This is a genomic window from Pseudoroseomonas cervicalis ATCC 49957 (assembly GCF_000164635.1).
Lineage (GTDB): Bacteria > Pseudomonadota > Alphaproteobacteria > Acetobacterales > Acetobacteraceae > Pseudoroseomonas > Pseudoroseomonas cervicalis.
The window spans coordinates 268,207-282,548 of the sequence record NZ_GG770780.1 but is presented as its reverse complement, the minus strand read 5'-3'; the positions used below and the strand labels follow the sequence as shown (position 1 = coordinate 282,548).

Genomic DNA, 14,342 nt, shown 5'->3' with positions numbered 1-14,342 from the left:
CTCTTGCCGGTGCCGGGCAGCCCGCCCACCGCCAGCAGCCGCGGCGGCGCCGGATGCAGCGCCGCCTCGGCCGCCGCCAGCCAGGGCAGCCCGTCCTGGCCGACCCGCTGCAGGCAATGCGCGCGGATCAGGAAGCGCAGCGACAGCCAGAGCGGCAGACCGGCCACCAGTTCCGCATCGCCGCCGCGCGCGACGTAGCGGTTCAGCACCCGGTTGGCCGCGCCCGTCCCGACCCGCTGCATCAGGTCGGCCAGCAGGAAGGCGAGGTCATAGCCGGTGTCGATGGTGGCCAGCGCCTCGTCGAATTCCAGCGCGTCGAAGGCGACCGGCCTGCCCTGCCACAGCACCAGATTGCCCAGATGCAGGTCGCCATGGCAGCGCCGCACCCGCCCCGCGGCGGCGCGTTCGGCCAGCAGCGGGGCCAGCCCCTCCAGCCGGGCCGACAGCGCCACGGCCCAACCCTCCACCCGCGCCGCGGGCAGGCCGGTGGCCAGGGCGGCGTTGCGGCATTCGCGCGCCACGCGCCGCAGCGCGGCGGCGCTGTCCCAGCCCTCGACCGGCGCCAGCCGGTCATGCAGGGCGAAGACGGCATCGCCCAGCGCGTCCTGCAAGGGCGCGTCCAGCGCGCCGCGCGCCGCCATGGCGTCGAGGAAATCGGCCGCCGGCAGGGGGGCCATCTCCAGCACCCATTCCTCGGCCGGGCCGTCGCCCCCCAGGCGCAGCGCGCCATCCGGGCCGCGCGTCAGCGGATGCACGGCGCGGTAGAGGCCGGGGGCGGCGGGGGCGTTCAGCGCCAGCTCGCGCCGGCAGAAATGCGCGCGCGCGTCGAGCGCGGTGAAGTCGAGGAACTCCAGCGCCACCGCCTTCTTCAGCTTCAGCACCCGGTCGCGGCCGACATAGACGGCGGAGATATGCGTCTCCACCGGCGCCGCGCCGGTCAGCCGGCCGAGCAGCGCGGCGGCCTCCGCCTGCCCGGCCGGGATGCTCACGGGTAGAGGGACTCGATCCGCCAGCCTTCCGGGGCCGCGTGGAAGACGCGGCGATCGTGCAGGCGGAAGGGCATGTCCTGCCAGAACTCGATGCGCGCCGGCAGCACGCGGTAGCCGCCCCAGTGCGGCGGGCGCGGGATGGTGTCGCCCGGGTGGCGCGCCTCGGCCTCGGCCAGGGCGGCCTCCAGCTCGGCGCGGCCCGAGAGCGGGCGGGACTGGCGCGAGGCCCAGGCCCCCAGCCGCGACAGCCGCGGGCGGGTGGCGTAGTAGGCGTCGGATTCGGCGTCGGTGACCTGCTCCACCGCGCCCTCGACGCGCACCTGGCGGCGCTGGGTCTTCCAGTGGAAGATCAGCGCGGCGCGCGGATTGGCGGCGAGTTCATCGCCCTTGCGGCTCTGCCGGTTGGTGAAGAAGACGAAGCCGCGCTCGTCCAGCCCCTTCAGCAGCACGATGCGGGCGGAGGGGAAGCCCTCCGGCGTCGTGGTCGCCAGCGTCATGGCGTTGGGGTCGTTCGGCTCGGAGGCCTCGGCCTCGCGCAGCCAGTCGCGGAACAGCGCGAAAGGTTCGGTGGCGGCGATCGGCGCGGTCATGCGGCTCCCCCTTGCCCAGGCGACGGGGGTGTGCCACCACGACCCCACCCTTGCAACGGGGAAACACCCCGCACCCCCCCTCCCCTGAAGAAGCGGTCCTGCCTGCCCATGGAAGCTGCCGATCCCCAAGCGAAGATCCCCACCGGCACGCTGATGGCCGGCAAGCGCGGCCTGATCATGGGCGTTGCCAATGACCGGTCCATCGCCTGGGGGATCGCCCGCGCCCTGGCCGCTCAGGGGGCCGAGATCGCCTTCACCTACCAGGGCGAGACCCTGGAGAAGCGCGTCCGCCCGCTGGTGGAGAGCATCGGCGCCGACATCCTGCTGCCCTGCGACGTGACCGACGAGGCCAGCATCGACGCCGTCTTCGCCGAGCTGGAGCAGCGCTGGGGCAGGATGGACTTCCTGGTCCATGCCATCGGCTTCGCCGACAAGCAGTATCTGCGCGGCCGCTATCTCGACACGCCGCGCGCCGCCTTCCTGCAGGCGCTCGACATCTCCTGCTTCTCCTTCGTCTCGGTCAGCCGCCGGGCGGCGGCGCTGATGCCGGAGGGCGGCTCGCTGCTCACCCTGTCCTATCTCGGGGCGGAGCGCGTCACGCCGCACTACAATGTCATGGGCGTGGCCAAGGCGGCGCTGGAGGCCAGCGTGCGCTACATGGCGGTCGATGTCGGCGGCCAGAACATCCGCGTCAACGCGATCAGCGCCGGGCCGATCAAGACGCTGGCGGCCAGCGGCATCGGCGATTTCCGCTACATCCTGAAGTGGAACCAGTACAACGCGCCGCTGAAGCGCAACGCCACCATCGAGGATGTCGGCGGCGCCGGCCTCTACCTGCTCTCCGACCTTGGCGCCGGCGTCACCGGCGAGGTGCACCATGTCGATTGCGGCTACCATGTCGTCGGCATGAAGTCGGTGGACGCGCCGGACATTTCCGTCGTCTGAGCCGGAAGCCGGGGGCGGGCGCGCCTCCCCCCGGCAACCCCGCCCGCTTCCGGCGGTTGGTCCTCCACAACCCAGGAGGATCGAGGCATGTCGCACACCGACCGCAATGGCGGCCCCGGCAGCAGCCACCAGAACCGCCAGGACCCCGGGAAATCCGCCCCCACCGGGCACAAGCACGCGCAGCCGCCGCAGGGCCCGCAGCCCGGCGAGCCGACCAATCCTGATCGCAGCCGCGTCTCCGGCGGTGGCGGCGAGCGGGACCGCCACCACACCCATGACAGCCGCGAGAGGTCCTGAGCCATGCCTGAGGACCGCAAGCCCGACCCCGCCCCGCTCGAGGAGGAGGATCGCGCCACCGGCAGCGTCGGGCAGCCGATCCCGCCCGGCGAGGTGCAGCCGGGCGAGATGAACGAGCTGGCCGCCACGCTGGGCGGCCCGGTCGATGTCTTCCCTGGCCGCCGCCGCAAGCCCGTGCAATCCGGCGACTGACGGATGGCGGGGTCCGGGGTGGCCCTGCCACCCCGGCGGGAGGGTCCGGGAGGGCGGCGCCCTCCCGGCGTCTGGCGGATGGCGCGATGATCCCGCATAACCGGCGCCCCCGATCCCTGCCGCCGGTGCCCTGCCCATGTCCCACAACAGTTTCGGCCATCTGTTCCGCGTCACCAGCTGGGGCGAGAGCCATGGCCCGGCGATCGGTGGCGTGGTGGATGGCTGCCCGGCCGGCATCCCGCTCACCGAGGCCGACATCCAGCCTTTCCTGGACCGCCGCCGCCCCGGCCAGAGCAAGTTCGTCACCCAGCGGCAGGAGCCGGACCAGGTCCGCATCCTGTCGGGCGTGTTCGAGGGGCTGACGACCGGCACGCCGATCAGCCTGCTGATCGAGAACCAGGACCAGCGCAGCAAGGATTACGGGGAGATCAAGGACCGCTTCCGCCCCGGCCATGCCGACCTGGCCTATCACCTGAAATACGGCGTGCGCGACTATCGCGGCGGCGGCCGCTCCAGCGCGCGGGAGACGGCGGTGCGGGTCGCGGCTGGCGCCATCGCCCGCAAGGTGCTGGGGCCGGAGGTGGTGATCCGTGGCGCGATGGTGCAGATGGGCCCCCTCGGCATCGACCGCACTCGCCTCGACTGGGCCGAGGCCGACAGAAATCCCTTCTTCTGCCCCGACCCCGGCGCCGTCGCCGCCTGGGAGGAAAAGCTCTCCGCCACCCGCAAGGCTGGCTCCTCCCTCGGCGCCGTCATCGAGCTGGTGGCGGAGGGCGTGCCGGTGGGCCTCGGCGCGCCGCTCTATGGCAAGCTGGACGCCGACCTCGCCGCCGCGCTGATGAGCATCAACGCGGTGAAGGGCGTCGAGATCGGCGAGGGCTTTGCCAGCGCCGCGCTGGATGGCGAGGCCAATGCCGACGAGATGCGCATGGGCGCCAATGGCGAGGTCGATTTCCTCTCCAACCACGCCGGCGGCATCCTGGGCGGCATCTCCACCGGCCAGCCGGTGGTGGCGCGCTTCGCGGTGAAGCCCACCTCCTCCATCCTGACGCCGCGCCGCTCGGTGGACCGCTTCGGCCAGGAGGTCGAGGTGCTGACCAAGGGCCGGCACGACCCCTGCGTCGGCATCCGCGCCGTGCCGGTGGGCGAGGCGATGCTGGCCTGCGTGCTGGCCGACCACCTGCTGCGCCACCGCGCGCAGAACCCGGACGCCCCCCTTCGCCCCCGCCTGCCGCGCAACTGAAAGCGGGGCCGAGCCCGCGAGAAAAACATGGGCGAAAAAACAGCGCGGGCTTGGCAACGCCGCGCCGCTGTCGTGCATTGTCGCCCAGGCCCCCGACCGGCCTGCCCTCCGGCCCGCGCGCGGGCGGCTGCGCCCCGCTATACCCGACTTCCGCACTTGACTATTCGGGCCGGGATCCGGATAGGAGAGGCGACAGACCTGCCGAGGCACCGACATGCTCCAGGCTTCCCTCGCCGATCCGGATGACGCCCTGCACGCCTGCCGTGGCTTCATGGCCCTGGCCGGCGAAGCCGCCTGGCAGGCCCGCATGGCGGAACTCGCCACCCGCGCCCGGCCGCATTCCTGGCGCGGCCGCGCCGCCCAGCAGCGCCACGCGCTGGAGCTGCTGCTGGCCCGGCTGGCCGACCCCCGCCAGGCGCCGAGGCTGAACGCCGCCGAGCGCCGTGTGCTCTCCCTGGCGCGCGAGGCCGTGCAGCTCTCCGACACCCTGCCCGAGACGCCCCGCGCCCGGCTGCGCGAGCGGCTGCTGCACGGCCTGACCGGCGAGGCCACGCTGATCCCGCTGTTCCACCTGCTGCGCGAGGCCAGCCGCCAGCGCGCCCGCGGCTTCACCGTCCACTTCACCGGCCTGACCGAGGGCACCCCCTACGACCTGCTGCTGGAGCGCGACGGGGTGCAGGCCGAACAGGTCTGCCGCACCCTCTCGGCCGAGGAAGGCCGCCACCTGCACCGCACCGACTGGTGCGCCCTGGTGGACGGCATCAACCCCGACCTGCAGACCTGGCTGGCCGCGCATCCCGGCCGCTACCTGCTGAAGATGACCCTGCCCGAGGGCATCCAGGACCCCGACGCCCTGGCCGGGCTGCAACGCCAGGTCAGCGCCCTGCTGGCCACCGAGAAGCGCCAGGACGCCACCGCCGCCGCCGTGCTGAAGCTGGACCCGCTGATGCTGGCCGGCGTGCAGGCCGCCGGCCAGGGCCTGCCGCAGCGGCTGCGCGACCTGTTCGGCCCCGATGCCCACCTCGCCGTCACCGGCGACCCGGCCTGCGGCAGCGTCTTCGTCATGGCCGCCCGCGCCGGGCGCGAGAACGGCTTGGCCGCCGCCGTGGTCCGCCATCTGGGCCAGGCCGCCGAGGACTGCCTGAGCGGCACCCGCCCTGGCATCGTCTCCATCTTCCTCGACGATATCGAGCGCGCCGAATGGCGCGGCCTGCGCGACACGCTGGAGCTGGAAGGCGCCGTGCGCCGCTTCTTCACCACCGCCCCGGCCCGCCGCATCACCGCCGCCGCCTGCGCCACGCGGCTGGAGATGTTCGGCGCCGCCCCGCCCGATGCCGCCGAGGAAGGCGAGCTGCGCTACCGCAACCAGGCCCACCCGGCCTCGCGCGAGGCCGCGCTGCTGCCCGCCATCGCCTCCTGCGCCTGAGCCGGCCGGCCTGGAGAGGTGACAATCTTAAACAAAAAGTTACATCGACTCTCCCTCGCAAGGGCAAAGTTTCGTCGCGCTGCTGCCACTTTTCCCTGCATGCTGCGTTGCAATGCAATCCCGCAATTGCTGCCTCCGAGGAGGTGACGCCATGTCCGAGCGTGAGATGGAAGCCAAGCTGGCTGAGCTCGACCGCCTGCTGAACGACCCCGAGGTGCGCATGGACCCGCACCGCGTCTGGTCGCTGCTGCAAGAGATTTCCGGCGCCAGCCAGGCCGCCGGCACCCGGCGCGCCGCCTGAGGGCGGTCACGCCGCCGGCCCCGCGGGCCTTCTTCCCCCGCCCGGCCGGCGCAGGTCCCTGAAGGTGCGGGAGGGCCCCCTCAGCCCTCCCGCCGCGCCGCGATCAGGAATTCGCGGTTGCCCTCGGGCCCCAGGATCGGGCTCGGCTCGATCCCCAGCACCGCCCAGCCCGGCAGCGCGGACCACCAGCCCCGCACCCGCTCGCACACCTCCTCATGCACCGCCGGGTCGCGCACCACGCCGCCCTTGCCCACCTTCTCCGGCCCGGCCTCGAATTGCGGCTTGATCAGCGCCACCGCCCAGGCGCCCGGCGCCGCCAGGGCCAGCGCGGCCGGCAGCACGGTCGCCAGCCCGATGAAGCTGGCATCGCACACCACCACCCCCGGCGGCTCCGGGATCAACGCGGCATCCAGCCGGCGGGCATTGGTCTTCTCCAGCACCACCACCCGCTCGTCGCTGCGCAGCTTCCAGGCCAGCTGGCCATGGCCGACATCCACGGCATAGACCTTGGTGGCGCCATGATGCAGCAGCACATCGGTGAAGCCGCCGGTGGAGGCGCCGACATCCACGCCCACCCGCCCGGCGGGATCCAGGCCGAAGAAGTCCAGCGCGTGCGACAGCTTCATGCCGCCACGGCTGACCCAGGGGTGCTCCTGGCCCTTCACCTCCAGCGGCGTGTCCTCCGCCACCGGCTGGCCCGGCTTGTCGATCCGCTTCGTCTCGGAAAACACCTTGCCCGCCATGATCAGCGCCTGCGCCTTGGCGCGGCTCTCCACCAGGCCGCGCTCCACCAGGGCGAGGTCGGCGCGTTGCTTGGGCATGGCGTAAGGCTTTCAAAACACAGGAAAAAATCTTCTTTTTCTGAAGAAAAAGAAGCAAAAAGACTTTTGTCAGTGGGCGTCCCGCCCACGGCCGCAGGCGGGACGCAAGCTCAGGCGCGGGCGGGCTGCGTCAGCGCGGCATCGCCCAGGGCGGCGCCCACCGTCGCCACGATGGCTGCAGCATCCAGCCCGGCCTCGGCATATTGCCGCTCCGGCTTGTCATGGTCGATATAGCGGTCCGGCAAGGCCATCGGGCGGAAGCGCAGGCCGTGGTCGAAGGCCCCGCGCAGCGCCAGATGGTGCATCACCAGCGCGCCGAACCCGCCGACCGAGCCCTCCTCGATTGTCACCATCACCTCATGCTCGCGTGCCAGCCGCTCGACCAGCGCGGTGTCCAGCGGCTTGGCGAAACGCGCATCGGCGACCGTGCAGGACAACCCGCGCGCCGCCAGTTCCTCGGCCGCCTTCAGGCATTCCTGCAGCCGCGCGCCATAGCTCAGCAGCGCCACCTTCGTGCCCTCGCGCAGCACCCGGCCACGGCCGATCTCCATGACCTCGCCCCGCGCCGGCACGGGCTGCAGCCCGAACCCCTCGCCGCGCGGAAACCGGAAGGCGATCGGGCCCTCATCATAGGCGGCGGAGGTGGCGACCATATGCGCCAGTTCCACCTCGTCCGACGGCGCCATCAGCACCATCTGCGGCAGGCAGCCCAGATAGGCGATGTCATAGGCCCCGGCATGCGTCGCGCCATCCGCGCCCACCAGCCCGGCGCGGTCCAGCGCGAAGCGCACCGGCAGGTTCTGCAAGGCAACGTCGTGCATCACCTGGTCATAAGCGCGCTGCAGGAAGGTCGAGTAGATGGCCACGAAAGGCTTGATGCCCTCGGTCGCCAGGCCCGCGGCGAAGGTCACCGCATGCTGCTCGGCGATGCCGACATCATAGGTCCGCTTCGGGAAGCGCTTCTGGAACGCGTCCAGCCCGGTGCCGGAAGGCATGGCGGCGGTCACCGCCACGATGCGCGGATCCGCCTCCGCCTCGGCGATCAGCGCCTGGGAGAACACCTTGGTGTAGGTCGGCGGCCCCGGCGGCGCCTTGGCCTGGGTGCCGGTGACGACATTGAACTTCGCCACCGCGTGATACTTGTCGGCGCTGGCCTCGGCCGGGGCATAGCCCTTGCCCTTCTGCGTCACGACATGCAGCAGCACCGGCGCGCCATCCTCGGCGTCGCGCAGGTTGCGCAGCACCGGCAGCAGATGGTCCAGGCTGTGCCCGTCGATCGGGCCGACATAGTAGAAGCCCAGCTCCTCGAACAGCGTGCCGCCGGTCAGCAGGCCGCGCGCGTATTCATCGGCCCGGCGCGCGGCGCGCTCCAGCGGCGCCGGGAAGCGGCGCGCCAGCTTCGCCATCATCTCCCGCAGGGAGAGGAAAGGCCGCGAGGAGATCAGCCGCGACAGATAGGCCGACATGGCGCCGACCGGCGGCGCGATCGACATGTCATTGTCGTTCAGCACCACGATCAGCCGGGAGCGCATGGCCCCCGCATTGTTCATCGCCTCATAGGCCATGCCGGCGCTCATCGCGCCATCGCCGATCACCGCGATCACGTTGCGGTCGTCGCGCGGCTCGCCCGGCATGGCGCGCTTCAGGTCGCGCGCCACCGCCATGCCGAGCCCGGCCGAGATCGAGGTCGAGGAATGCGCCGCCCCGAACGGGTCGTATTCGCTCTCGGAGCGGCGGGTGAAGCCCGAGAGGCCACCGCCCTGGCGCAGCGTGCGGATGCGGTCGCGCCGCCCGGTCAGGATCTTGTGTGGATAGGTCTGGTGGCCGACATCCCAGATCAGCCGGTCCCGCGGCGTGTCGAACACCGCATGGATGGCGACCGTCAGCTCGACCACGCCGAGGCTGGCCCCCAGATGCCCGCCGGTCTGGCTCACCGCATGCACCGTCTCGGCGCGCAGCTCGGCGGCCAGCTGCTTCAGCTGATCGGCCGAGAAATTGCGCAGATCGGCCGGGATGCGGACGCGGTCCAGCAGCGGCGTCGCCGGCGGGGCATTGCCTCCCATGGGGCCGCCCGCCGGTGCGTTCGGGGTGTTCGCCATCAGGACCTCCGGGCGATGGTGTAGTCGGCCAGCATCCGCAGGAGATCGGCACGCTCCCCGAAACTGTCGAGATGCGAACGCGCCTGGGCGGCCAATCGTTCCGCCTGCACCCGCGCGCGCTCCAGCCCCAGCAGCCCGACCAGCGTCGCCTTGCCCGCCCCGGCGTCCTTGCCGGTGGCCTTGCCGGTCTCCTCGGCGCTGGCGGTCGCGTCCAGGATGTCGTCGGCGATCTGGAAGGCCGCGCCCAGCTCCCGCCCATAGGCGCAGAGCGCGTGCCGCTGCGGCCCCGGCGCCTTGCCCAGCACCGCCCCCGCCTCGGCCGAGAACTCGATCAGCTTGCCGGTCTTCAGCAGCTGCAGCCGGCCGATGGCGGATTCGGACAGCGCCTCGGTCGCCTCCTCGGCCAGCATGTCCAGCATCTGGCCGCCGCACATGCCCTTGGAGCCGGCCGCCAGCGCCAGGCGCAGGCACAGCTCGGCCCGCACGGCCGGGTCGGAATGCGTGTCCTCCCCCGCCAGCACGGCGAAGGCGTGGGCCTGCAGCGCGTCGCCCGCCAGGATGGCGGTCGCCTCGCCATAGGCGCGGTGGGTGGTGGGCTTGCCGCGGCGCAGCTCGTCATTGTCCATCGCCGGCAGATCGTCATGCACCAGCGAATAGGCGTGCAGCATCTCGATGGCGGCGGCCACCCGCAGCGCCGAGACGCGGGAGACGCCGAACTGCGCCGCCCCCTCCAGCACCAGGAAGCCGCGCATGCGCTTGCCGCCGCCCAGCACGGAATAGCGCATGGCGGCGTAGAGCTTCGCCTCCGGCCCTTCCTCCTGCGGCAGCAGCATGTCCAGCGTGTGCTCGATCTCGGCGGCGGCCTCGCGCAGCGCGGCGGAGAGCGGGGTGTCCCCAGTCATGGCGCTCAGCCCAGCTCGCGCAGGCCGGTGGCGCTGCCATCCGGCCCGGCGACGATGGCCTGCACCTTCTGCTCCGCCTCGGCCAGCTTGGCCTCGCAATGGCGGCGCAGCGCCGCGCCGCGCTCGTAATCGGCGATGGCGTCCTCCAGCTTCGCCTGGCCGCCCTCCAGCTTCTTCACGATCGTGTCCAGCTCGGCCAGGGCGGCCTCGAAGGACAGGGCGGCGACGTCCTGGTGGGGCGTCTCGGGCATGGGAACTCCGTCAGCAGGGAACCGGCAGGCAGGCCTCAGGCCCGCATCAGCGCCCGCACATGGCAGGCGGCCGAGGCGGCCAGCGCCTCCAGATCATAGCCGCCTTCGAGCGTCGAGACGACCCGCCCGCCACAGAGCCGGTCGGCGATGCGGCAGATTTCCGTGGTCAGCCAGCCGAAATCCGCCTCCCGCACCCGCAGCTGCGCCAGCGGGTCGCGCGCATGCGCGTCGAACCCGGCCGAGATCACCACCAGCCCGGGGCGGAACGCCTCCAGCGCCGGCAGCAGCCGGCCGGACCAGGCCTGGCGGAAGGCCTCGCCATCGGCGCCGGGCGGCAGGGTGGCGTTGACCACATTGCCCACCCCCGTCTCGCTCTCCAGCCCGGTGCCCGGATAGCAGGGCGACTGGTGCGAGGAGAGGAACAGGATCGAGGCATCGGCCTCGACCGCCGCCTGGGTGCCGTTGCCGTGGTGGACGTCGAAATCCAGCACCGCGACGCGGGCGATGCCATGCGCCGCCTGGGCGTGCCGGGCCGCGATGACCGCATTGGCAAACAGACAAAAGCCCATGGGCGTGGCGGGCTCGGCATGGTGGCCGGGCGGGCGCACGGCGCAGAAGGCGCGCCGCACCTCGCCCCGGCACACCGCATCCACTGCGGCGATGCCGGCGCCGGCGGCACGCAGCGCGGCCTCGGCGCTGCCGGCGCTCATCGCCGTGTCGCCATCCAGCGACACGCTCTCGCCCTCCGCCGGGCGGACCGAAAGAATACCCTGGATGTAGTGCGCCGGATGCACGCGCCGCAGCTGTTCCTCGCTGGCCTGTGGCGCCTGCTCCTGGATCAGGTCGGAGAACTCCTCCGCCTCCAGCGCGGCTAGCACGGCGCGCAGCCGGTCGGGGCATTCGGGATGCTCCGGCCCGTTGGAATGGCCGAGGCAGGCGCGGTGCGTGACCAGCAGCACGCTCATCCGGGCGGCTCCGCCACGGCGTCCTTCGCCTCCTCCCGCTTGCGCAGGGTGAAGCGGTACAGCCCGGCCGATTCGCTGAAGCCGACCAGGGCATGCCCGGTCTCCCGGCTATAGGCCTGGAAATCCTTGACGCTGGCGGGGTCGGTGGCCAGCACCACCAGCTTGGCGCCGGGCGGCAGCGACCGCAGCGCCTTGTTGGCCTTCAGCACGGGCAAGGGGCAGGTCAGGCCCTGCACGTCCAGCGTGGTCTCGCTCATGGCGGCATGATGGACGGCGCGGCGGCGGCGGCGCAAGGCCGCCCCGCGCGCTCAGTCAACGATGAACAGCTTCGCGCCGGTCGTGGTGGAGGAGCGGTGCGCCGCGTCGCCGAAATCGGAGACCTGGTAGCTCATGCCCGGGCGCAGGGTGAAGCGGCGGCCATCCTTCAGCTCGGTCTCCAGCGTGCCCTCCAGCACGAAGAGCACATGGCCGCGGTCGCACCAATGATCGGCCAGGTAGCCGGGGGAGTATTCGACCAGCCGCACCCGCAGGTCGCCCACGGTGAAGCTGCGCCACAGCGCCTCGCCGGTCTCGCCGGGGTGGCGGGTCGGCTCCACCTGGGACCAGTCGGTGACGGTGAAGGGAAGGGCCGGGATCTGCATGGGCTAAGGCTTAGCAGCGCTGTGCCGGAGGGCGAAGCCCCCTCCTTGCCGGCGAGACGGGGCGCGGGCATCGTCCGCCGCCATGAGCTTGCGCATCGGCATCGACCTCGGCGGCACCAAGACGGAAATCGTGGCCCTCGGCCCGGCGGGGGAGGTGCTGTTGCGGCAGCGCGCCGCCACCCCGGGCGATTATGACGGCATCATCGCCACCCTGGCCGGGCTGGTGGAGGCGGCGGAGGCCCGGCTCGGCGCCCGCGCCACGCGCCTCGGCATGGGCATCCCCGGCAGCCTCAGCCCGGCGAGCGGGCTGGTGCGCAACGCCAACACCCAATGCCTGAATGGCCGTGCCCTGGACCGCGACCTGGCGGCGCGGCTGGGCCGGCCGGTGCGGGTCTCCAACGACGCCAATTGCCTGGCGCTCAGCGAGGCCGCCGATGGCGCCGGGGCGGGGCATGCGGTGGTGTTCGCCGTCATCCTCGGCACCGGGGTCGGCGGCGGGGTGGTGGTGAGCGGCCGGGTGCTGGAGGGGCGCAACCGCGTCGCCGGCGAATGGGGCCACACCCCCCTGCCCTGGGCCGCGCCGCAGGAGCATCCCGGCCCGCGCTGCTGGTGCGGCCAGCGCGGCTGCCTGGAGACGATGCTCTGCGGCCCGGCGCTCGCCGCCGAGTGGAAGGGCGAGGGCGCGCGCGATGCCGGCGGCATCGAGGCGGCGGCGGCATCCGGCGACAAGGCGGCCCAGGCGGCGCTGGAGCTTCATGCCAGCCGGCTGGCCCGCGCGCTCGCTGGTGTGGTGAATGTGCTGGACCCGGACGCCATCGTGCTGGGCGGCGGCCTGTCCAATCTCGGCATCCTCTACGAGCGGGTGCCGGCGCTGATGGCGCCCTACATCTTCGGCGATGTCGCCGAGGTGCGGCTGCTGCGCGCCCGGCATGGCGATTCCTCCGGCGTGTTCGGCGCCGCGCGGCTGTGGGACGGGGAGCCCGATCCCGCCGGCTGACTCTGGAACATGCCGCGAACATCGGCTAAACTGAAAAAAGAATGCCCGCGCTCTGCCGCGACTGCCTCCGCCTGTTCGAGGACGGCCCGCGCTGCCCGGCCTGCCAGGGCCGGCGGCTGGTGCGGCATGCCGAGCTGGCGCTTCTCTCCATCGCCCATATCGATTGCGACGCCTTCTTCGCCAGCGTCGAGAAGCGCGACCGGCCGGAGCTGCGCAGCAAGCCGGTGATCGTCGGCGGCGGCCGGCGCGGCGTGGTCGCCGCCTGCTGCTATTTGGCGCGGATCCGCGGCGTGCGCTCGGCCATGCCGATGTTCAAGGCGCTGCCGCTCTGCCCCGATGCGGTGGTGATCCGCCCCGACCACGCCAAGTACAGCGCCGTCGGCCGGCAGATCCGCGCCATGATGGAGGATCTGACGCCGCTGGTGCAGCCGCTGTCGATCGACGAGGCGGTGCTGGACCTCTCGGGCACCGAGGCGCTGCACAAGGCGCCCCCCGCCGCCGTGCTGGCCGGGCTGGCGCTGCGGGTGGAGCGGGAGCTGGGGGTGACCGTCTCGGTCGGGCTGGCGCCGAACCGGCTGCTGGCCAAGCTGGCGGTGGAGCGCGACAAGCCGCGCGGCTTCGCCGTGATCGGCGCCGAGGAAGCCGCCGCCCTGCTGGCGCCGGAGCCGGTGACGGTGCTGCCCGGCGTCGGCCCGGTGCTGGCGCGGCGGCTGCAGGCGGCGGGCTTCGCGACGCTCGGCCAGTTGCAGGGGCTGACCCCGCGCGAGGCGGCGACGCGCCTGGGCGAGGAAGGCCCGGCGCTGGCCGCCCGCGCCCGCGGCGAGGACAGCCGCCCCGTCTCGCCGGGGCGGGAGACCAAATCGGTCAGCGCCGAGACCACCTTCGACACCGATCTCTCCAGCCTGGCGGCGCTGGAGCAGCCGCTCTGGCGGCTGGCGGAAAAACTGTCGCGCCGGCTGGCGGAGAAGGGGCTGGCGGCCGGCGGGGTGGTGCTGAAGCTGAAGACGGCGGGCTTCGCGCTGCGCACCCGCCATGCCCGGCTGCCGGCGCCGAGCCGCCTGCCCGACACGCTGTTCGCCGCCGCGCGCCCGCTGCTGGCGCGGGAGGCGGATGGCACGGCCTTCCGGCTGATCGGCATCGGCGCGCAGCCGCTGCTGCCGGGCAGCGCCGCCGATCAGGGCGACCTGGTGGACCCGGAGGCGCCGCGCCGCGCCGCGCGCTGGGCGGCGGAGGAGGCGCTGCGCGCCCGCTTTGGCGCCCAGGCGGTGATGCGCGGCCGCGCTTTGCCGCCGCGCCCGAAGGGCTGAGCTACCACTCCGCCGCGTTGCGCGGGCGGAAGAAGGGCGGCGAGGTCAGCACCAGCCGCAATTCCAGCACCACGCCGAGATCGGTCACCTTCAGGCTCTTCGCCGCCTGGGCCGGCATGGGGATGCCGGTGCCAATGCAATAGGCGATCAGCGTGGCGCCGAGGCCGGGGGCGGTCACCACCGCCTCGCCCGCGCGGCCCTGCGGGCCGAAGCGGAAGCGCACCGATTGCTCCTCGGGCAGCAGTTCGGCCGCCGTCACCTCCTCGGGCGGCAGGCGCATCTGGCCGCGCCCGGCATGGTGCAAAGCGGCGCAGAGCAGGGCCGGAGAGAAGGTGAGGATGCGGTGGTCGCGCAGCAGCACCGGCGGGGCGGCGCC

18 protein-coding genes are annotated in these 14,342 nt (G+C 72.8%); 8 read left to right on the top strand and 10 right to left on the bottom strand.

The genetic code is table 11. The features are described 5' to 3' along the window. The coding region (locus HMPREF0731_RS14735; RefSeq protein WP_007004954.1) for a phosphotransferase at window positions 1-989 on the bottom strand (989 nt) is incomplete at its 3' end. Further along, entirely contained in the window at window positions 986-1,579 is a 594-nt protein-coding gene (pdxH, locus tag HMPREF0731_RS14730; protein ID WP_007004953.1) for a pyridoxamine 5'-phosphate oxidase, read from the bottom strand. The genes pdxH and HMPREF0731_RS14735, both read right to left, overlap by 4 nt. Window positions 1,580-1,687: 108 nt before the next feature. Here pdxH and fabI point away from each other — a divergent pair, with 108 nt between their 5' ends. The 6 genes from fabI (at window position 1,688) to HMPREF0731_RS14700 (ending at window position 5,983) form a co-directional block, all read left to right on the top strand. After that, complete coding sequence (fabI, locus tag HMPREF0731_RS14725) at window positions 1,688-2,524, top strand: enoyl-ACP reductase FabI (protein WP_007004952.1); 837 nt, start codon at window positions 1,688-1,690, stop codon at window positions 2,522-2,524. Between the two features lie 87 nt (window positions 2,525-2,611). Continuing rightward, window positions 2,612-2,821: a hypothetical protein gene (locus HMPREF0731_RS14720; protein ID WP_007004951.1), complete on the top strand. Its 210-nt coding sequence runs from the start codon at window positions 2,612-2,614 to the stop codon at window positions 2,819-2,821. A gap of 3 nt (window positions 2,822-2,824) precedes the next feature. Further along, entirely contained in the window at window positions 2,825-3,013 is a 189-nt protein-coding gene (locus HMPREF0731_RS14715) for a hypothetical protein (protein WP_007004950.1), read from the top strand. A gap of 136 nt (window positions 3,014-3,149) precedes the next feature. Beyond that, on the top strand, window positions 3,150-4,256 hold the full coding sequence (gene aroC / locus HMPREF0731_RS14710) for a chorismate synthase (RefSeq protein ID WP_007004949.1): 1,107 nt from the start codon (window positions 3,150-3,152) through the stop codon (window positions 4,254-4,256). A 214-nt stretch (window positions 4,257-4,470) separates the two neighbouring features. Next, window positions 4,471-5,682: a hypothetical protein gene (locus HMPREF0731_RS14705; RefSeq protein WP_051014770.1), complete on the top strand. Its 1,212-nt coding sequence runs from the start codon at window positions 4,471-4,473 to the stop codon at window positions 5,680-5,682. A 151-nt stretch (window positions 5,683-5,833) separates the two neighbouring features. After that, a complete protein-coding gene (locus tag HMPREF0731_RS14700) occupies window positions 5,834-5,983 on the top strand; it encodes a hypothetical protein (protein WP_007004948.1) in 150 nt (49 codons plus the stop codon). Window positions 5,984-6,063: 80 nt separating this feature from the next. Here HMPREF0731_RS14700 and HMPREF0731_RS14695 read toward each other — a convergent pair whose 3' ends face one another. The 7 genes from HMPREF0731_RS14695 to HMPREF0731_RS14665 form a co-directional block, all read right to left on the bottom strand. After that, window positions 6,064-6,804, bottom strand: a complete 741-nt coding sequence (locus tag HMPREF0731_RS14695; protein ID WP_007004947.1) for a TlyA family RNA methyltransferase — start codon at window positions 6,802-6,804, stop codon at window positions 6,064-6,066. 110 nt (window positions 6,805-6,914) lie between these two features. Further along, window positions 6,915-8,867 carry a 1-deoxy-D-xylulose-5-phosphate synthase gene (dxs, locus tag HMPREF0731_RS14690; protein WP_007004946.1) on the bottom strand — a complete coding sequence of 651 codons (1,953 nt, stop codon included), beginning with the start codon at window positions 8,865-8,867 and terminating at the stop codon, window positions 6,915-6,917. 35 nt (window positions 8,868-8,902) lie between these two features. Next, window positions 8,903-9,805: a polyprenyl synthetase family protein gene (locus tag HMPREF0731_RS14685; protein ID WP_007004945.1), complete on the bottom strand. Its 903-nt coding sequence runs from the start codon at window positions 9,803-9,805 to the stop codon at window positions 8,903-8,905. A 5-nt stretch (window positions 9,806-9,810) separates the two neighbouring features. After that, a complete protein-coding gene (locus tag HMPREF0731_RS14680) occupies window positions 9,811-10,056 on the bottom strand; it encodes an exodeoxyribonuclease VII small subunit (protein WP_007004944.1) in 246 nt (81 codons plus the stop codon). Between the two features lie 35 nt (window positions 10,057-10,091). Further along, complete coding sequence (locus HMPREF0731_RS14675; RefSeq protein WP_007004943.1) at window positions 10,092-11,021, bottom strand: histone deacetylase family protein; 930 nt, start codon at window positions 11,019-11,021, stop codon at window positions 10,092-10,094. Further along, the gene (locus tag HMPREF0731_RS14670) at window positions 11,018-11,278 is read right to left on the bottom strand and encodes a sulfurtransferase TusA family protein (RefSeq protein ID WP_040613523.1); all 261 of its coding nucleotides are present in this window, start codon (window positions 11,276-11,278) and stop codon (window positions 11,018-11,020) included. The genes HMPREF0731_RS14675 and HMPREF0731_RS14670 overlap by 4 nt, the downstream gene beginning before the upstream one ends. Before the next feature lie 51 nt (window positions 11,279-11,329). Beyond that, window positions 11,330-11,662 (bottom strand): DHCW motif cupin fold protein, encoded by a 333-nt coding sequence (locus HMPREF0731_RS14665; protein WP_007004941.1) that lies wholly within the window; start codon window positions 11,660-11,662, stop codon window positions 11,330-11,332. 82 nt (window positions 11,663-11,744) lie between these two features. Here HMPREF0731_RS14665 and HMPREF0731_RS14660 point away from each other — a divergent pair, with 82 nt between their 5' ends. Further along, the gene (locus HMPREF0731_RS14660) at window positions 11,745-12,659 is read left to right on the top strand and encodes an ROK family protein (protein WP_007004940.1); all 915 of its coding nucleotides are present in this window, start codon (window positions 11,745-11,747) and stop codon (window positions 12,657-12,659) included. Window positions 12,660-12,700: 41 nt separating this feature from the next. Further along, the gene (locus tag HMPREF0731_RS14655) at window positions 12,701-13,966 is read left to right on the top strand and encodes a DNA polymerase IV (protein ID WP_007004939.1); all 1,266 of its coding nucleotides are present in this window, start codon (window positions 12,701-12,703) and stop codon (window positions 13,964-13,966) included. A 1-nt stretch (window position 13,967) separates the two neighbouring features. On the opposite strand, the gene HMPREF0731_RS14650 is transcribed toward HMPREF0731_RS14655, so the two are convergent. Next, window positions 13,968-14,342: hypothetical protein (locus tag HMPREF0731_RS14650; RefSeq protein WP_007004938.1), on the bottom strand; the 375-nt coding region annotated here is incomplete at its 5' end.